Annotated in this window: 18 protein-coding genes; 9 read left to right on the forward strand and 9 right to left on the reverse strand. The window is 31.0% G+C overall.

Annotated elements, in window-relative coordinates; all coding sequences use genetic code 11:
• Positions 1-3: 3 nt before the first annotated feature.
• Genes ACWI69_RS04505 through ACWI69_RS04515 form a run of 3 tightly spaced genes read right to left on the reverse strand, consistent with a single transcriptional unit; the run spans position 4 to position 5,136 of the window.
• Complete coding sequence (locus ACWI69_RS04505) at positions 4-1,890, reverse strand: fructose-1,6-bisphosphatase (protein ID WP_448820659.1); 1,887 nt, start codon at positions 1,888-1,890, stop codon at positions 4-6.
• Position 1,891: 1 nt separating this feature from the next.
• Positions 1,892-4,462: a pyruvate, phosphate dikinase gene (ppdK, locus tag ACWI69_RS04510; RefSeq protein WP_448820660.1), complete on the reverse strand. Its 2,571-nt coding sequence runs from the start codon at positions 4,460-4,462 to the stop codon at positions 1,892-1,894.
• Positions 4,463-4,500: 38 nt separating this feature from the next.
• Positions 4,501-5,136, reverse strand: coding sequence for a helix-turn-helix transcriptional regulator (locus ACWI69_RS04515; RefSeq protein ID WP_448820661.1), 636 nt, complete (start codon positions 5,134-5,136; stop codon positions 4,501-4,503).
• A 208-nt stretch (positions 5,137-5,344) separates the two neighbouring features.
• Here ACWI69_RS04515 and ACWI69_RS04520 point away from each other — a divergent pair, with 208 nt between their 5' ends.
• Genes ACWI69_RS04520 through ACWI69_RS04535 form a run of 4 tightly spaced genes read left to right on the forward strand, consistent with a single transcriptional unit; the run spans position 5,345 to position 8,823 of the window.
• The gene (locus ACWI69_RS04520) at positions 5,345-6,466 is read left to right on the forward strand and encodes an aminotransferase class I/II-fold pyridoxal phosphate-dependent enzyme (RefSeq protein WP_448820662.1); all 1,122 of its coding nucleotides are present in this window, start codon (positions 5,345-5,347) and stop codon (positions 6,464-6,466) included.
• Positions 6,444-7,049 (forward strand): pimeloyl-ACP methyl esterase BioG family protein, encoded by a 606-nt coding sequence (locus tag ACWI69_RS04525; protein ID WP_448820663.1) that lies wholly within the window; start codon positions 6,444-6,446, stop codon positions 7,047-7,049. Before ACWI69_RS04520 ends, ACWI69_RS04525 begins: the two co-directional genes overlap by 23 nt.
• The gene (locus ACWI69_RS04530) at positions 7,027-7,695 is read left to right on the forward strand and encodes a malonyl-[acyl-carrier protein] O-methyltransferase BioC (protein ID WP_448820664.1); all 669 of its coding nucleotides are present in this window, start codon (positions 7,027-7,029) and stop codon (positions 7,693-7,695) included. Before ACWI69_RS04525 ends, ACWI69_RS04530 begins: the two co-directional genes overlap by 23 nt.
• A gap of 18 nt (positions 7,696-7,713) precedes the next feature.
• A complete protein-coding gene (locus ACWI69_RS04535) occupies positions 7,714-8,823 on the forward strand; it encodes a pyridoxal-phosphate-dependent aminotransferase family protein (RefSeq protein WP_448820665.1) in 1,110 nt (369 codons plus the stop codon).
• A 29-nt stretch (positions 8,824-8,852) separates the two neighbouring features.
• Here ACWI69_RS04535 and recR read toward each other — a convergent pair whose 3' ends face one another.
• The 5 genes from recR to accD are packed head-to-tail and all read right to left on the reverse strand — an operon-like array spanning position 8,853 to position 12,656.
• Positions 8,853-9,446, reverse strand: a complete 594-nt coding sequence (gene recR / locus ACWI69_RS04540) for a recombination mediator RecR (protein ID WP_448820666.1) — start codon at positions 9,444-9,446, stop codon at positions 8,853-8,855.
• Positions 9,447-9,458: 12 nt separating this feature from the next.
• Positions 9,459-9,779, reverse strand: coding sequence for a DUF496 family protein (locus ACWI69_RS04545; protein WP_023051011.1), 321 nt, complete (start codon positions 9,777-9,779; stop codon positions 9,459-9,461).
• Positions 9,780-9,793: 14 nt separating this feature from the next.
• Positions 9,794-10,759: a 6-phosphofructokinase gene (gene pfkA, locus ACWI69_RS04550; RefSeq protein WP_448820667.1), complete on the reverse strand. Its 966-nt coding sequence runs from the start codon at positions 10,757-10,759 to the stop codon at positions 9,794-9,796.
• 35 nt (positions 10,760-10,794) lie between these two features.
• Positions 10,795-11,745: an acetyl-CoA carboxylase carboxyltransferase subunit alpha gene (locus ACWI69_RS04555; protein WP_448820668.1), complete on the reverse strand. Its 951-nt coding sequence runs from the start codon at positions 11,743-11,745 to the stop codon at positions 10,795-10,797.
• Between the two features lie 26 nt (positions 11,746-11,771).
• Entirely contained in the window at positions 11,772-12,656 is an 885-nt protein-coding gene (accD, locus tag ACWI69_RS04560) for an acetyl-CoA carboxylase, carboxyltransferase subunit beta (RefSeq protein WP_448820669.1), read from the reverse strand.
• 138 nt (positions 12,657-12,794) lie between these two features.
• On the opposite strand from accD, the gene ACWI69_RS04565 reads away from it, so the two are divergent.
• Genes ACWI69_RS04565 through citX form a run of 4 tightly spaced genes read left to right on the forward strand, consistent with a single transcriptional unit; the run spans position 12,795 to position 16,394 of the window.
• Entirely contained in the window at positions 12,795-13,466 is a 672-nt protein-coding gene (locus ACWI69_RS04565; protein WP_448820670.1) for a chorismate mutase, read from the forward strand.
• A 25-nt stretch (positions 13,467-13,491) separates the two neighbouring features.
• Positions 13,492-14,010 (forward strand): hypothetical protein, encoded by a 519-nt coding sequence (locus ACWI69_RS04570; protein ID WP_448820671.1) that lies wholly within the window; start codon positions 13,492-13,494, stop codon positions 14,008-14,010.
• Positions 14,007-15,041 carry a [citrate (pro-3S)-lyase] ligase gene (gene citC, locus ACWI69_RS04575; RefSeq protein ID WP_448820672.1) on the forward strand — a complete coding sequence of 345 codons (1,035 nt, stop codon included), beginning with the start codon at positions 14,007-14,009 and terminating at the stop codon, positions 15,039-15,041. Before ACWI69_RS04570 ends, citC begins: the two co-directional genes overlap by 4 nt.
• 6 nt (positions 15,042-15,047) lie before the next feature.
• The gene (citX, locus tag ACWI69_RS04580) at positions 15,048-16,394 is read left to right on the forward strand and encodes a citrate lyase holo-[acyl-carrier protein] synthase (protein WP_448820673.1); all 1,347 of its coding nucleotides are present in this window, start codon (positions 15,048-15,050) and stop codon (positions 16,392-16,394) included.
• A 50-nt stretch (positions 16,395-16,444) separates the two neighbouring features.
• Here citX and ACWI69_RS04585 read toward each other — a convergent pair whose 3' ends face one another.
• Complete coding sequence (locus tag ACWI69_RS04585; protein ID WP_448820674.1) at positions 16,445-17,056, reverse strand: NUDIX hydrolase; 612 nt, start codon at positions 17,054-17,056, stop codon at positions 16,445-16,447.
• 144 nt (positions 17,057-17,200) lie between these two features.
• On the opposite strand from ACWI69_RS04585, the gene ACWI69_RS04590 reads away from it, so the two are divergent.
• Positions 17,201-17,831, forward strand: a 631-nt coding sequence (locus ACWI69_RS04590) for a DeoR/GlpR family DNA-binding transcription regulator (protein ID WP_448820675.1), incomplete at its 3' end; no start/stop codon positions are given.

Raw genomic sequence — 17,831 nt, forward strand, 5'->3', positions numbered from 1 at the left:
TTTTTATACACTTTTTATTATTCCCATTTTATAGCAGTGCAACAATTTCTTTAACTCTTTTACTTGGCTCTCTAGCTCTTTTCCCACGTCTGTATCTCTTACTTTCAATCTCTCTTTCTTACTATCTACAATCTCTGTTGTGGATTGAAAATCTAAACATTTTTCTACAGACTCCCCAATATTTTCAAAAGGCTTATGACAAACTAAACGCTTCCCATGTGAGTTGAATATCAATGTATAACCTGCTATCCCCGTTGTAGATTGATATGCTTTTGAAAAACCTCCATCTATAAGTATTAATTTCCCCTGTGCTCTTATTGGAGTTTCTCCTTTTCTGACCTTTACTGGAACATGACCATTTATTATATGGGAATATTCATCCAATATTCCAAACTCTTTCAATATTCTATCCGCAACCTCTTTATTTTCAAAAAATTCATAGTAATAATCGTAATTCTCTTTGTGACTATCTTTATCCAAGAAAAAATATCTTTCAAAAGTTCTCATTCTATCTTTTCCAAAAAGTGGTGAATCTTTTCCACACCAGAGATACCATATGAAATCTTTACCTTGAATACTATTTTCATCATAATATCCCTCTCTACAAAGTTGATCACATCTTTCCAGTAATCTCTTTCCAGCATATTTTTTTCCAAAAATATCCACCTCTCTAAAGCCACCTCTTTCATCTAATGGTATACATCCGTGAAACAGAAGATTCGAATTTCTTTTTAAATATATACTTCCCTTTTCCAATAAAAATTTTATATGTTCTTGAAGTTTTTCACTATTTTTAAAACTTCTTATCAATCCATCCACCACTTCTTTTTCTCTTTCGTTTAGAGCATAAAGGTTATTTCTATTCAAAGTTAAATGTGAATCGTCTAACCTATGTAGTAAAAGCCTATCCTCCATATTAAAAGTTGGATTTCTTTTTATCACTTCACCTTCCAACTTGAATTGAATAATTGAAATAGCTTTGTGCATTTTTGATAACAATTCATCATCACTGCTTTTATCTTTTGATTTTGGTTTAAATTCAACGCATAAATCCTTTGCATAAAACTCCATAGCTAAAGTTGCCAAAGGTAATAAATTTATTCCATATCCTTCCTCCAAAATCTCTCTATTTGAATATCGAAGAGATATTCTAATAGCATTTGCTATACAAGCTCCATGACCACAAGCTGCACCTACCCATAATATATCATGATTTCCCCATTGAATATCTACATTATGATATTTCATAAGTTTATCCATTATTTTATGTGGATATGCTCCCCTATCATAAATATCTCCCACTATATGCAATGTATCTACAACCAATCTTTGAATAAGCACACTTACGTTTATTATAAACTCTTTTCCTCTGCCTATCTCTATTATAGTATTTATAATCCCCTCTATATAATCTTTTTTATTTTTCTCTTCAGCACGCTCATATAAAAGTTCCTGGATAATATAGGAAAACTCTTTTGTCATAGCTTTTCCCACTTTTGACCTTGTATACTTAGAGGAAACTACTTTCAAAACTTTTAATATTCTCGGTATAGTTTTTTTATACCACTTTTCCATATCTTCACCTAAAGATTGAATCAACTCTATCTTTTCCTTGGGATAATAGATTACTGTTGCCAATTGATTTTTTTCCTTTTCTGGTAAATTTATAAATATATTTTCTATTTTTTCTTTTATTACACCTGAACAGTTTTTTAAAACATGATTAAAAGCTTCATACTCTCCATGTATATCACTTATAAAATGTTCTGTTCCTTTTGGTAAAGACAAAATTGCTTCTAAATTTATTATCTCCGTGGCTGTTTCAGCAATTGTTGGAAAATTTTTAGCTAAAAGCTTCAAATATTTTAGCTCTTCCTCTTTTATATTCATATCAACTCATCCTTTTTAGTACGGCACTTTGTGCTGATGCAACTATTGCAATTGGAACCCTAAATGGTGAACAACTAACGTAATTAAATCCCAATTCGTCAAAATATTCTATACTCTTAGGATCACCACCATGCTCTCCACAAACCCCTATTTTTATATTTGGTTTTACACTTTGACCTAGCTCTTTAGCTAAAACTATTAATTTCCCGACTCCACGTGTATCTATCGATTGAAACGGATCTCTTTTCATTATATTTTTAGCTTTATAATGATCTATAAATTTTATAGAGTCATCTCTTGAGATTCCATAGGTTGTTTGAGTTAAATCATTAGTTCCAAATGAGAAAAACGCACTTTCTTCAGCAATTTCATTAGCTATTAGACAAGCTCTTGGTAGTTCCATCATAGTACCTAATTTATAATCTATCTTCTCATTTTTTTCTTCAAAAACTTTTTCAATCTCTTTTAAAATTCCCTCTTTTATATATTTAAACTCACTGATTCCTCCAATAAAAGGTATCATTATCTCTATTTCACAACTTCCACCCTCTCCTTTACATTCGATAGCTGATTCTATTATAGCTCTTGCTTGCATCTCATAAATTTCTGGGAAAGTGATTGCCAGTCTACACCCTCTGTGCCCCAGCATAGGATTTTCCTCTTTCAACTCTTTTATTCTACTCTCAATCTCTTTCGGACATTTTTCTAACAACAGTGCTAACTTTTGTATATCTTTTTCTGTTTTTGGTAAAAATTCATGGAATGGAGGATCTAAAAGCCTTATATTCATAGGTAATCCACCTAATTTATGTAACATTTTTTTAAAATCTATTTTTTGAAGTTCTAATAGCTTTTTCAAAGCTTTCTCTCTCTCTTCCTTTGTATTAGCAATTATCATCTCCCTAACACTCCATATTTTTTCATCTTCAAAAAACATATGCTCTGTTCTACAAAGTCCTATTCCCTCAGCCCCAAAACTTTTTCCAACTATTACATCCGTCGGAGTATCTGCATTCATTCTAATTTCTAAAGTTTTAATCTCCTTACACCATTCTAAAAACTCTTTTAACTCTTCACTGAGTTCTCCCATTTTTAGTTTTATGGCCCCTTTATAGATATCCCCATTATATCCATTTATAGAGATAACTTCTCCCTCTTGAACTCTCTCTCCATTTATGGTAAAAAACTCTTCACTAGAATCTATTTTTATCTCTTCACACCCTGTTACACAGCACTTTCCCATCCCTCTTGCCACTACGGCTCCATGAGACGTTGCTCCTCCTTTAACAGTTACAATTCCTTTGGCTAAACTCATGCCTTTGATATCTTCGGGAGAAGTTTCCACCCTCACTAAAATTACAGATTCTCCTTCTTTTATTTTGTCTGTGGAAAGAACTACTTTTCCCACAGCTACGCCTGCTGAACCTGGCAATCCTCTCCCCAGAAACTTTTTTCCAACTATATCAGCCTCCTCAAACGTTCCATTGAAAACTTGAGGCAATAGCTCTGTATCTACCATCAATATAGCTTTTTCTTTAGTTATAATATTTTCATTTACCATATCTACAGCTATTTTAATGGAAGCATTTGGACTTCTTTTTCCATTTCTTGTTTGAAGTATAAACAGTTTTCCATCCTCTATAGTAAACTCAATATCCTGCATATCTCCATAGTGTCTCTCCAATGATTTTGCAATATTTAAAAATTCATCATAAATATTTGGAAGTTGATTTTTCATTGTTTCAATGGAGTGTGGTGTTCTTATCCCTGCTACAATATCTTCTCCTTGAGCTTCTAACAGATATTCTCCAAACAATTTATTTTCACCCGTTGATGGATTTCTTGTAAATGCTACACCTGTTCCCGATAACTCGTTGAAATTACCAAATACCATCTCTTGAATTACAACGGCCGTTCCCATACTCTCGTCTATATTGTTTAGTTGCCTATATATTTTTGCTCTTTCATTGTTCCATGATTTAAAAATAGATTCTACTGCCATTAGAATTTGATCCTCAGGATTTTCTGGAAAAAATTCACCAGTTTCAATCCAATATAATCCTTTAAAAGATTCTACTATCTCCTTGTATTTTTTCTCTCTTGAATACTCTTTAATCTTTATAAACTTCTCCCTTGAGACTCCTTTTACAATCTCCGCGAACATCTCTATAAATCTTAAATAGATTTCATATACAAATTTTTCATTTTTTGTTTTCTCGATTAATTTCTGAACTGTGTTATCATTCAGTCCTAAATTGAGAATAGTGTCCATCATTCCCGGCATGGATACCGGTGCACCTGATCTAACTGAGACCAATAAAGGATTTTCTCCATCAAACTCTTTCCCAGTTTCTACTTCTAATTTTTTTATCCCCTCTTTTATATCATTTATCATATTTTCCGATAAATAATTTCCATCCTTAAAATAATTTTTACAAGCTACTGTTGTTGCAATTAGTCCATTTGGAATAGGTAGTCCTATCTTTTTCATCTCTACTAGATTGGCTCCCTTACCACCTAATATCATTTTCTCTAAACCATATCCTTCATTAAACAAATACACATTTTTCATCTTCTCTCTCCTGAACTTTTTAATTTATTTTAATAAAACTATTCTCCTCTTTCCTTGTTCTTATTCTCCAATATATCAAGTAGTAATCTACTCACATTTGTTTTAGTAAATCTCCCAACTACCTTATATATCTCCTTACCATTTTTCTCCGCTATCCTAATAACGGGTACTGAATCTATTTGATGCTCTATTATTTTTTTTACACACTCCTCTATTGTCTCATTTTCCATAGAGAATATTATATTTGGCATTCTTGTCATTATAAGATTTATTGGTATTTGCTCAATATCTCTTTTACCAATAGCAATTCTTAGTAAATCCTTTCTTGAAACAATACCTGAAAGGTTCCCATCCTTTGTTATAAATATTGTTCCTATATCTTTTTCAAACATAAGAAGTACTGTTTTGTAAACTGAATAGCTTTCGTCTATAGTTACTGGTGTTCCCATTATATGTTTCACCAGTGTTTTATTATTTGATTTCACAAAAGCTTCATTATAAGTATATCCTACTTTTTGCTTTGATTTTATTATTGACATTTTTTTTAGTATTGAGAAGTCTGTTCTAAGAGCTGATCTAGTAATGTATATCATCTTAGCTATTTCGTCCCCAGTTATAGGTCCATTTTTCTTAATAATTTCTACAATCTCTTTTTGTCTCTCTGTTAACTGCATATTAACTCCTTTCGTTAAGTGTGCACTTTTTATGGAATTTTATTTTGTTTTTATTAAATTAATATTAACATCTATACATATAAATTGCAATACTTATTAAAAAGTGTACATTTTATTTTTGAAGTATATATTTACATATAATATTTATCTCTTCTTTACTAGTGGCTTTTTTTTATCTTTTTAGGTATAATATTTTTGGTGATTAACTATGTTAAAAGAAAAAATAAAAAAAGAATTGAAAAATTTTAAGCGTGACAATCGTTTTAGAAAATTAATTACATTGAACCATAATCTTTTAAATCTTTCATCCAATGATTATATGGGTTTTGCTTGTAACCCAATTTTAATTGAAGAATTTTATAAAAAATATTCAAATTTAAAACTCTCCTCTAGTTCCTCTAGATTGATTAGTGGATCGTATCCTTTAATTATGGAATTAGAAAAAATGGCTGAAGGTATATATAAAAAACCTGTTTTATTTTTTAATAGTGGTTTTGATTGTAACTGCTGTATACTGGAAACATTTTGTGATGAAAGTACCTTAGTCATCAGTGATAGATTAAATCACGCGAGTATTCATGACGGTATTTTACATAGTAAAGCAACTTTGCTAAGATATAAGCACCTTGATCTCGAACATTTAAAAAAACTTTTAGAAAAAAATCGAGATAAATTTGAAAATATTTTTGTTATTTCAGAAACTATATATAGTATGGATGGTGATTGCGTCCATCTTAAAGAACTTATTAAATTAAAAAAGGAGTTTGATTTTTATTTAATTATTGATGAAGCTCATTCTTTTGGTGTCTACTCTTATGGAATGGTGCACAGTGAAAATTTGATTAAAGATGTCGATTTTCTCACAATTCCACTCGGTAAAGGTGGGGGTTCTACCGGTTCATATCTAATCTGTGATCAAATATACAAAGAGTATATTATTAATAAAGGAAGAAAATTTATTTATACCACAGCTCTTCCTCCCATTAATATCGCTTGGAATCTATTTATTTTAGAAAAAATGGACCTATTCAAAGAAAAACGCTTATATCTCTTTGAACTACAAAAGTTAGCCCACTCTCTAATTAAAAAGTATGATATGAAAACTTTATCAACAACTCATATTATATCTATAATTGTCGGGGACAATGAAAGGTTAGATAAGATTATCAATTACTTAAATGAGAAAAAATACTTTGTTTATGGAGTGAAAGAACCAACTGTCCCTAGAGGTACATCTAGAATTAGAATTGGTCTATCTCCAACTTTATCTAAAGATAATATTATTAATTTTTTTCAGGAGCTTAACTATGCACTTAATACTTTTTTTTAATGGATGGGGAATGAATCACCACATTATAGATAAACTTATTTGTGATGATTGTTATAAAGTCTATTGTATTGACTATCCATATCTCACTGATCATATAGATTTTTCTAAATATGAAAAAATCTATGTTATCGGTTGGTCTTTTGGTGTACACTATGCCTCTAACTTTTTACTAAAAAATAGAGAGTTAAACTGTTTATCTATTGCTATAAATGGTGTCCCGTATATAATTGGTAAATATGGAATATCGCCAAAGATGTTTAAGCTTACCTTGGAAACACTTTCTAAAGATAATTTAAAAAAATTCTATGAGAATATGGGGCTACCTCTAGAATATTTCCATGAAACTCCAGATTTAGATAGATTAAAAATTGAATTAGAAGATATTCTTTTTGATTTTCCAAATACTCATCATACTTTTGATAAAGTTTTTCTTGGAAAATATGATCGAATTATTCCCTATTCAAAACAATTAAAATTTTATGAAAAAGAAAGTACTGCTATTACTATTCTTCAATGTGGCCACTACCCTTTTGAAATTATAGAAAACTGGAGGGATATCATTGATCAAGAAAATGAATTTTAATAAACAATTTAAAAATTATGATTGCAATGCTATTACTCAAAAGAAAGTAGCTAAAAAACTTCTGACTTTTATTGATAAATCTAAAAAATATGATACTATTTTAGAGTTAGGGTGCGGTACTGGAATGCTTACTAAAGCACTTTTTGAATCAGTGTGTTTCAATTATTTAGACTTAAATGATATTTTTAACACCCAGGATTTTTTTTCAAATATATCATATAGAGATTTTTTTGTTGAAAATATGGAAACGCTGAAACTAAAAAACTATTCTTTAATTATTTCTAGCTCTGCTTTTCAATGGGTTGAAAACTTGGAAAATCTTATCTATAAAATCTCCAAAAATACTTCACAATTGGTCTTCTCCATCTATTCAGAAGGAAATTTAATTGAAATTTTTGAACATTTTGGGATATCTTTAGACTATAAAAGTACTGAAGAGATTTATCAAATTTTGAAAAAATACTATACTTTTGTTGAATTCCAAGAGGAAAAATTTATTTTAGAATTTTCTAGTCCTCTAAAGGCTTTAAAACATTTAAAAAAAACTGGAGTTACCGGTTTTTCAACTTCTAACTACTCTCTAACAAAAAGTTTTAAATCTACAACATTGACATATAAGGTAAGTTATTTTTCTTGTAAAAATTAAAATTAAGGAGGCTTAAAAATGTTATTTTACAGACCTAATTATTTAATGATGACCGCCGGACCTACCACTGTTTCTGGCAACACTTTACATGCGAGAAGTAAAGTGTTTGGAAATCCCGATCTCGATTCTGATTTTCTAAGTTATTATAAATTTGTTTGTCATAGACTTAGAAATTTTATTGGATCAGATCATTCTAAAATTTTTATAATGAGTGGGGAGGGAATGCTTGGATTAGATGCTGCTTGTGCTTCTCTAACTGAAAAAGGAGATAGAGTTCTTGTTATCTCCAATGGTTTTTTTGGAGAGGGATTCAAAGGACTTATTGAACCCTATGGAGGTGAAGTTACTGTCTTTGAGTCAAGTTGGAAAAAATCAATAGACTTAGAAAGTCTTAAAAAATTTCTGCAGAAAGATTCAAACTTTAAATACGCTACAGTAGTACATTGTGATACTCCAAGTGGTATTCTCAATGATATAGGTCCTGTATGCCAACTTTTAAAATCTAAAGGTATTTTAACTGTTGTTGATACTGTTGCGGCTCTTGGAGGAGTAGATTTTAAAATGGATGAATGGAATGTCGATATTGTACTCTCTGCATCTCAAAAGGCTTTTTCAGCTGCTCCCGGTCTCACTATCATGGCTGTCAGTGATGCTGCTTGGTATGCTATGGAAAATAGAACAACTCCTATCCCATCATTTTACTGTAATTTACTACATTGGAAAGATATAGAGGAGAAAAAATCTTTTCCCTATACTATGCCTGCCAGTGATATCATCAGTTTAGGAACTGCCATTGATAACCTATTATCTGAAACCCTATTTAGAGTTTTTGATAGACATGAAGAGATGAGAAATCTTTGTATCGAAAGACTTCAAGAGTTAGGATGCTCACTGTATCTAGAGTCTGATTTTTCACCAACTGTTACGGCCTTTTACCCTCCTGAAGGTATAAGAGCGGAAGATTTGTTAACTCACTTAAAAACTAAATACGATATTTTACTTTCTGGTTCTTATGGTCCTTTAGCTGATAAAATTATCAGAATTGGACATATGGGAGAAAATGCACGTGAAGATAGAGTTAGATTCACTCTTGATTGCTTAGAAAAAGCTATTATAGATTTAAAGTAATGTAAAAAAGTCGGATCGATCCGACTTTTTTATATCTCTTGCCTCCCTTCCAATGCTCTTGATATAGTTGCTACATCCGCAAACTCTATATTTCCACCCATTGGAATTCCGCTGGCTATTTTTGTTACTTTTACATCAAATGTCTTTAAAATCTTTGTTAAATACAACGCTGTTGTCTCTCCCTCCAAGTCTGGATTTAAAGCGAGAATAACCTCTTTTATATCCTCTTTCGCCACTCTTTCTAACAATGATTTTAAATTTAATTTATCTGGAGTCATTCCATTTAACGGATCTATCTTACCATTTAGAACGTGATAACTTCCTTTATATCTCTTTGTTTTTTCCAGAGGAATTATATCTCGACTATCCTCTACAACACAGATAATATCCTTATCTCTAAACTCATCTCTGCATATATCACACGTATCATTTTCACTAAAATTACCACAGATTGAACATTTTTTTACAGTCTCCTTCACATCTTTTAAAGCTTTTGAAAATCTTTCAACCTCTTGCTCAGACATCTCTAAAACATGGAATGCTAATCTCACTGCACTTTTTCTTCCAATTCCGGGTAACCTATTAAATTCATCTATCAATATCTCTAATGACCTAGTTGCCATTTAAACTCCTTATTATTTTTTTTCTACTGGAGCTTTTTGAGCTAGTGTTCTCGTAATCTCTTTTATGCTCTTAGAAATCTCTCTTCTCTCTTTTCCTAGTTCAGCATTTTTAATTATATAATCGTCAACTCTATCCTCATAATCACCCTTCATATTTTCGATTATATCAATAATCTCAGCGTAAGTCATTCCAGGCTTTAAATACTCCTTTAAATTTGTTAAAAGATCAACTCTTTTTCTGTTGTCTCTTATTTTTCTATCATTATCTTCAATCTCTCTTTTTATCTTGTTTTTTCTTCTTTCTTTTCTAACAACATCTAAAACTGTAATCATAATTTCATCAGCTCCTATTTACAAAGTATCAATGCTAATTCATAATCTTTTCTAATATCATATTTTCTTTTTCCTTCCCAAGCAAACGATATCGGATGAGTTACTAATTCATTGCTCTCAATTCCTACCATAACTCCACCTATGCCCGTCTCAAGAAGCTCCACTGCTTTTGCTCCCATTTTAGTTGCTAGTACTCTATCAAATCCAGATGGTGTTCCACCTCTTTGGACATGAGCTAAAACTACACTTCTTACCTCTGTTGTCACCTTTTCTTTCAATTGTTTTTCTATTTCAAAAACACTTCCAACACCCTCAGCTACCAAAACTATATCATGTAACTTTCCTTGTCTTCTTCTCTCTTTAATTTGATAAGCTAACATCTCGATTGGTTCCTCTATTTCTGGAATTAGAACTCCGTCCCCTCCACCTGCCAATGTGGCATGAAGTGCTAAATCTCCAGCATGTCTTCCCATTACTTCCATCAATATTGTTCTTTCGTGTGAAGTTGCTGTATCCCTCAATTTTGACATAGCATCCAATATTGTATTTAAACACGTATCAAAACCTATTGTGTAGTCTGTTCCTATTATATCATTGTCAATTGTTCCGGGTAGTCCTACAACTTTAAACCCGTGCTCTTTAGATAGTAAATCGGCACCTCTGTAAGAACCATCTCCACCTATAACTACAATGCCTTCAATCCCTCTCTTTTTCAAATTTTCAGCAGCTATCGCTCTAAATTTTGGATCTTTAAACTCTAAACATCTAGCTGTTAAAAGAACTGTTCCACCTCTATCAATAATTCCAGATACGTGACTACCATTCATTTGGAATATTTCATCATGTACCATTCCTAGATATCCTCTTCTTACTCCATATACTTCCATTCCCTTCGCTAATGCCACTTTAGCAACTGCTCTTATAGCAGCGTTCATTCCAGGAGCGTCTCCTCCACTTGTTAAAACAGCTATTTTTTTCATATAAGCTTAACACCTCCGACACTTTCTATTAAAATCTAGATTGTTTTCTCTGTAAAACTTCCCATTTTTCTAAATTTATTATATCTATTTTCTAGTAAAGTATCTACATCTAATTTGGATAACTCTAAAAGTGATGATAAAATAACATTTTTTAGATCATTTGCTACACACTTATAATCTCTATGAGCTCCACCCAATGGTTCTTTTACAATGCCATCAATTATACCTAAACTCTGTAAACTGTGACCTGATATTTTCAAATTATTCGCTGCTTCAGAAGCCTTAGAAGAGTCTTTATAAAGAATCGCCGCACACCCCTCAGGAGATATTACAGAATAAACTGAATTTTCTAACATATAGACTTTATCTGCTACACCTAATGCTAATGCTCCTCCTGACCCTCCTTCACCTATTACTATGGAAATTATTGGTACTTTTAAACCTGCCATCTCTAACAAGTTTCTAGCTATTGCCTCACCCTGACCATGTTTTTCAGCTTCTATTCCTGGATATGCCCCTGCCGTATCTATTAAATTTACTATGGGAATAGAAAATCTCTCAGCCATTTTAAACAATCTTAAAGCTTTTCTATATCCTTCAGGACTCGCCATTCCAAAATTTCTAAAAATATTTTCATCAATAGTCCTTCCTTTTTGGTGCCCAACAATCATAACTTTTTTCCCATCTATCTTGCAAAGTCCTCCGACTATGGCTGCATCATCTTTACATAATCTGTCTCCATGTAGCTCTATAAAATCAGTTGTCATATTTTCTATATAATCCAAAGTATAAGGCCTTTCTGGATGACGAGCTATGGTTACTCTATCCCAATCTGTTAAATTTTCATAAGCAGCCTTTAAATATTCATCTCTTTGTTTTGAAAGTTTTTCTATTTCTAAACTTAAATCTATGCCTTTTTCCTTTGAAAAATTTTTAAGTTCTACTATTTTAGTTTCTAAATCTAAAATTTCACTATTAAATTTCATGTCACTCTCCTATATATAAGCTATTTCTAGATTATATTATCTAAAATTTTATGAAGAGTTCTCTTCATATCCTCTCTTTTTGTTATCACATCAACCATTCCACACTCTTGTAAAAACTCACTTCTTTGGAAACCATTTGGTAATTTTTGTTTGATTGTCTGTTCTATTACTCTTTGACCTGCAAATCCAATTAAAGCATCTGGCTCTGTCATAATTATATCCCCTAACATTGCAAAAGACGCTGTAACTCCTCCCGTTGTGGGATTTACTGGAATTGATACAAACGGAACCCCAACTTCTCTCAATCTTTCCAATGCAGCGGAAGTTTTTGCCATCTGCATAAGTGAAAGTATTCCTTCGTGCATTCTAGCTCCTCCAGATGACGACACCACCACCACTGGGATTTTAAACTCTATTCCTCTTTCTATTGCCCTTGTTATCTTTTCTCCCACAACTGATCCCATACTTCCACCTAGGAAGTCAAAATCCATAACTGCTATACTTACTTTTATTCCAAAAATATCCCCAATTCCTGCTACTGCACCTTCTAACATTCCAGTTTTTTCCACTGCCACCTCATATTTTTCTGTATATCCCGGAAAATCTAACGGATTTTCTGAAATTAAATCTTTATCCATCTCTTGAAAAGTATTTTCATCTATTAAAAGAGCTATTCTCTCTTTAGCATTCATTGAAAAGTAATAATCACAGTGAGGGCATTTTTGTAAATTCTGCTCAATGTCATTCTTATAGACAATCTCATGACATTCTGGACATTTTTCCCAAAGCCCTGTTATTTTTATTTTTTTTATTATTTTTTCCTCTTTTTCCTCAACTTTTTTATTTTCTGATTTATTTTCTTTAACAGTTAAAGTCGCATACTTTTTTTTATTCAAAGAAAAAAACTTCATATTTTCCTCCTGAAACTTCTATTTATTTTTAAACATTTCAATATCTCATTCTATAAGATTTTTCATTATATTTCAATATTTATTTGATTTTGACACCTTTATATTATAGAATATGTATTGATAACGTTCATGAAATGGGTGATTAAAATTACACGTGATATTAATAAATTAAGAAAAGAGATAGATATAATTGATAAAAAAATTGTAAGGTTAATTTTGGATAGAATGGACATTGTTCACCAAGTTGGACTTACTAAATCAAAAGATAACAGTCGTATATACGTTCCCGAAAGAGAGATTGCTATATACAAAAAATTAAGTGATTTTTCAGGTCTTACTTCTACTGAAATTCAAAGTTTTTACACTGAAATTATTTCTTTTTGTAGAAAGCTTGAAGGAACTCTTAACGTGGGAATAAAATCCAACGCATTATCTTTTATTGGAATTAAAAAAATTTTTGGAGAGTATGTCAATCCTATTGTTATCAATCAATTTGAAGAGTTAGATTTAAAATCTGTAAAATATATCCTGTCTGATTTTTCTACAGAGACCCTAGAGTTTATTGAGAAGAATAACTGGTACCTCATCAATAAAATCAATTTGAATAGCGACACCTTATATTTGTTCTCCTCTTATAATAACTCTGTTTTTGAAAGTAATGATATCACTTATGTTCTATATGATGATATTCTTTCTAAGGAATATATAAAAATTAAACCAAATCTTTTTGTAAATTTAATTTTATTTAAAAACTTAGAAAATTTTGAAAAATTAAATATTAAAATTTTAGGCACTATACCTTGTATATAATTTACTTTAAAAGGGGGAGATTACAATGTTAAAAAAACTTACAGCTATATCATTCATTCTGTTCTTAAGTGGATGTAATAATCTTTCAATACCAAATCCCATGGAAACTACAGAAAATACAGATCGAATGATTACTTCTGTCGATTCAGAGAATGAAATAATGGGAATTGGTTCGTCAAAAATTGGAAATAGCGGTACACTGGTTGCGACTGGAAAAGCTGTTCGTGATGCTAAGGAAAAGTTAAAATCTAAAATTTTATCGGAAGAAGAGATAGTTTTTAAATCTTTTTTAGTTCCCGCTGATCCCTATACAAAAAAAATATTATCTCCTGCTCTATCCGATTTAATGGACTATGCGGCTACTCAGCTTGTGCAAAAATCTGTTGAGAAAGATACTTGGCTGGAAAATAATAAAGTTTTTGTAGTGTATAGTATTTCAAAAAATGAAGTTTTATCGGAATCTCAAAATATATTTATACAATATATCGACGATATAACAAGTAAGTTCCAACTTATTAAAGAGGGGGTAACTCAAGCTCAATGAATATAGAGACACTCAATTTAAACAGTAATTATCAAAAAAATGAACTTAAAGAATTCTTAAAAAAGTTTCAGTTAAACTTTGATGAAAGTATTGACTATTCCCTAGTTATTAGAAAAAATGAAGAGATTGTTGCAACTGCCTCTAAAAGCAAAAACATAATAAAGTGTTTTGCGATAGATGATTCTTTAAAGGGTGAAGGAGTTACAAACACTCTTGTCACAACTCTTCTTAATAAATCTTTTGACCAAGGAATTTTTCACACTTTTGTTTTTACAAAACCTTCAAATGAGGATATCTTCAAGGGCGTGGGATTCAAATTGATTTCAAAGACGGATAAAGTAGCTCTTCTTGAAATTGGAATGGACTCTATCGACAAAACTGTCAACAAGATGAAAATGCAACTGAACTGGAGGGAAAAAAGTGACAACGGACTCCTTATAATGAATTGTAACCCCTTCACTTTGGGACACCAATTTTTAATTGAAACCGCCGCTAAAAAAATGGATAACGTTTTGGTTTTAGTTGTTGAAGAGGATAAATCCTCTTTCCCTTTTCTAGATAGAATCACTCTAGTGAAAAGAGGAACTGAACATTTGAAAAATGTAACTGTTCTACCTAGTACAGAATATATTATATCCTCCGCTACTTTTCCAAATTATTTTTTGAGAAAAGAGGATGACTCTTTAATTGAATTTATGAAATTAGATACAAAAATAACCGCTGAACACTTCTGCAAAAAACTCAATATTTCCACTAGATTTGTCGGTGAAGAACCATTTTGTGAAGTGACTAAAAAATATAATGAAACAATGATTGAAACTTTTAAAGAGTTTAATTTAAAAGTTTGTGTTATTCCAAGAAAAGAGATGGAACACTGTGCCATAAGTGCTTCGCAAGTTCGTGCCCTTTTGAAAGAGGACAAACTGGATGAAGTTAAAAATTTAGTCCCATATTCTACCTTTGAATACCTAATTTCAGAAAAAGGGAAGGAGATTGCAGAGAGAATTAAAAGTTCTAACTCTGTTCACTAATTGTAAATGTTTAACTTAGAAGAATTTTTGTTGATGAGAGAAAAAAGAGTGGAGATTCAAAATGAAATTATTGAAAATTTTAAAAATCCAATCTTAGTCCTAAGAGCTAACTATCCCGGAGAGGAAAAAAATAGTTTTGTTGCTAAATATATTGTTGAGATTATGAAAAATGAAGTTTTAGAGATTTTCAATTCCCAAATTGTATATCTACAAAAAATTGAATCTATTGAAGGTCCTACATATATATATTCAATTAAAGACTTAGGAAAAAATATAAAAAAAATTGCTATAGAAATTGAAGAGTCTCATATCTTAGGTAGATGTGTTGACATTGATGTTTTCGACAATAACGGTTGTCTATTTTCCAGAAAAGATTTTGGCGGAGAAAAAAGAAGTTGTCTTCTTTGTAGTGATATGGCATTCGTTTGTGCTAGAACTAAAAAACATACTCAAAAAGAGATTCAAATAGCTATCGAGAAGAGATTAGAAAAATACCTTGATTCTGAGCGCAATAAAATTGAGATAGTAAATACTTTCTCAAATTTAGCCTTAAAATCGGTTATCTTGGAGGTTTCCGCTTCACCATCTTTTGGCTTAGTTTCACCTCATACTAAGGGGTCTCACGAAGATATGGACTTCTTTACTTTTATTGATAGTGGGTTTTCTTTAGGTAGTTATTTAAAAAAAGTTATAAGTGCTGGTTATTCACCTCTATCAGTTGATTTAATTTTTAAGAAAATAAGATTTATGGGAAAACTTGCTGAGGATGATATGTTTTTAGCTACCAATAATGTCAATACACATAAAGGGATGATTTTTTTAATGGGTATCACCGCTGCTTTAACAGCCAAAGCAAAATTTGAAAATTTATCTTTTAATGAGATTCCCTCTCTAATTAAAGAGATGTGCCGAGATATTCTGAAAGACTTTGATAATATTCATAAAAAAACTTCTCTAACTCATGGAGAGAAGTTATATATCAGACATGGTATAGTAGGTGTCAGAGGAGTTGTAAAAAACGGTCTAGATATCATTTTCAATGGTTCAATTAAAATTTTTGAAAACTCTTTAATTTCTGGAGAACATATTAACCATGCAATGATTAGAACTCTTCTATTCTTAATGAGCAATTTAGAAGACACCACTATTTTGCATAGGCATGATATTGAAATTTTAAACTTTGTGAAACTTAAAGCTAAAAATTTACACTTAAAATTTGAAAAAACCTCTGTAAATATAAAGCTATTAACTGAGATTGAAAATGAGTTTATAAAAAAGAAAATTAGTCCTGGAGGTGCGGCAGACCTCCTTGCTATTACTATGTTTTTACATTTTATAAAAACATATTTTTAAAATTGCTCCAAGGAGGCTATTAAAAAAGTAGCCTCCTTTTTTATCAACTATCATAAATATTCTATAGCCTCTTTTATAATCTCTGCAGTCAATCCCCAAATTACTCTATCCTCATATATGTATATATACACCTCCCTTGGTGAACTTTTCCAAGGTGAATGATACATTTTTGGCAATTTTAATTCCACAGCTGGAAATACATATTTTTCACCATTTTCATAGTAATATGGCTTTGTTTCTACCTCTAATTTTTCAATTCTCGGTGGATTTTTTTTAAAAAAATCCACTGGTACCATAAAGCACTCCTCAACTTCATCTCTATTCAATTCCAATTCTGTTAATTTTTCATCCTCTATAACTCCCAAAAAAGCTTCAACCATTATTCCCGAAGGTATTACTAGTGTCCCTATTTTCCCTTTAACACACACATTATCTATTCCAATCTCTTCCTTACACTCCCTTAGTGCCGCTTCTAAACTAGTTTCTCCCTCTTCTATTTTTCCACCCGGAAAAGATATGTCTCCTCCTTGCCTGACTCCTCTGGCTCTTTTTTCAAACAAAAAGTATTTTTCGTCACTCTTTTCCACAACCAACGCTATTACAGCTGATCTAAAGTATTTTTCTCTTCCGATTATTTTTTCTGTAAAATCTATTTTCATCATAACTTCCTCCTCATCTCTATTATAATCTTTATTTGTTAAAAATTCTTCATTTTTTTGCTGATTGTTTTTGAATTTTTTTGATAGAAAGTGATTGATTTTTATTTTACACTATGATACTATACTTTCTATAAAGGATGTGATTTTATGTTGAGTATAGAAAGAGAAAATTCTATTTTAGAACTTTTAAAACAAAAAGAGGTTGTAAAACTTCAAGAAATAGTTGAACTTCTAAATGTTTCAGAAGCTACTGCTAGAAGAGATTTAGCTTCTTTGGAAAAAAAAGAACTCATCAAAAGAGTTCATGGTGGTGCTATTTTAAATAACTCTTTGGATACCATAAAGGATTTTAACATCCAATACAGAAGAAATCTAAATAGAGTGGAAAAAGAAAAAATTGCTAAATACGCTACAAGCTTCATTAAAAGAGATTCCTACATTTTCTTGGATGCTGGAACAACAACTCTTTGTATGATTAAGTATTTAAAAAATCTTAATATTAAAGTGGTGACAAATGGTTTAAATCTAATAGATGAACTGGAAAAATATGAGATTGAAAGTTTTTTAATAGGTGGCAAAATTAAGAGCAAAACCAGTTGCACTGTTGGATTTTCAGCAGCACAATATCTAAAAACTTTTAATTTTCAATATGCCTTCATTGGTGTTAATGCTGTTAATTTGGACGGATATAGCACTCCAGACTTTGAAGAGGCTCTTGTTAAAAGTGAAGCTATCAGTAAAAGTACAAATATATTTTTTCTCTGTGATCATTCAAAAA

This window comes from Cetobacterium sp., assembly GCF_977044495.1.

What these genes read in the sequence shown, in the direction of transcription:
- ACWI69_RS04505 (WP_448820659.1), bottom strand. Translation starts at nt 1,890, where the DNA reads ATGAATATAAAAGAGGAAGAGCTAAAATATTTGAAGCTTTTAGCTAAA.
- ppdK (WP_448820660.1), bottom strand. Translation starts at nt 4,462, where the DNA reads ATGAAAAATGTGTATTTGTTTAATGAAGGATATGGTTTAGAGAAAATG.
- ACWI69_RS04515 (WP_448820661.1), bottom strand. Translation starts at nt 5,136, where the DNA reads ATGCAGTTAACAGAGAGACAAAAAGAGATTGTAGAAATTATTAAGAAA.
- ACWI69_RS04520 (WP_448820662.1), top strand. Translation starts at nt 5,345, where the DNA reads ATGTTAAAAGAAAAAATAAAAAAAGAATTGAAAAATTTTAAGCGTGAC.
- ACWI69_RS04525 (WP_448820663.1), top strand. Translation starts at nt 6,444, where the DNA reads ATGCACTTAATACTTTTTTTTAATGGATGGGGAATGAATCACCACATT.
- ACWI69_RS04535 (WP_448820665.1), top strand. Translation starts at nt 7,714, where the DNA reads ATGTTATTTTACAGACCTAATTATTTAATGATGACCGCCGGACCTACC.
- recR (WP_448820666.1), bottom strand. Translation starts at nt 9,446, where the DNA reads ATGGCAACTAGGTCATTAGAGATATTGATAGATGAATTTAATAGGTTA.
- ACWI69_RS04545 (WP_023051011.1), bottom strand. Translation starts at nt 9,779, where the DNA reads ATGATTACAGTTTTAGATGTTGTTAGAAAAGAAAGAAGAAAAAACAAG.
- pfkA (WP_448820667.1), bottom strand. Translation starts at nt 10,759, where the DNA reads ATGAAAAAAATAGCTGTTTTAACAAGTGGAGGAGACGCTCCTGGAATG.
- ACWI69_RS04555 (WP_448820668.1), bottom strand. Translation starts at nt 11,745, where the DNA reads ATGAAATTTAATAGTGAAATTTTAGATTTAGAAACTAAAATAGTAGAA.
- accD (WP_448820669.1), bottom strand. Translation starts at nt 12,656, where the DNA reads ATGAAGTTTTTTTCTTTGAATAAAAAAAAGTATGCGACTTTAACTGTT.
- ACWI69_RS04570 (WP_448820671.1), top strand. Translation starts at nt 13,492, where the DNA reads ATGTTAAAAAAACTTACAGCTATATCATTCATTCTGTTCTTAAGTGGA.
- citC (WP_448820672.1), top strand. Translation starts at nt 14,007, where the DNA reads ATGAATATAGAGACACTCAATTTAAACAGTAATTATCAAAAAAATGAA.
- citX (WP_448820673.1), top strand. Translation starts at nt 15,048, where the DNA reads ATGTTTAACTTAGAAGAATTTTTGTTGATGAGAGAAAAAAGAGTGGAG.
- ACWI69_RS04585 (WP_448820674.1), bottom strand. Translation starts at nt 17,056, where the DNA reads ATGATGAAAATAGATTTTACAGAAAAAATAATCGGAAGAGAAAAATAC.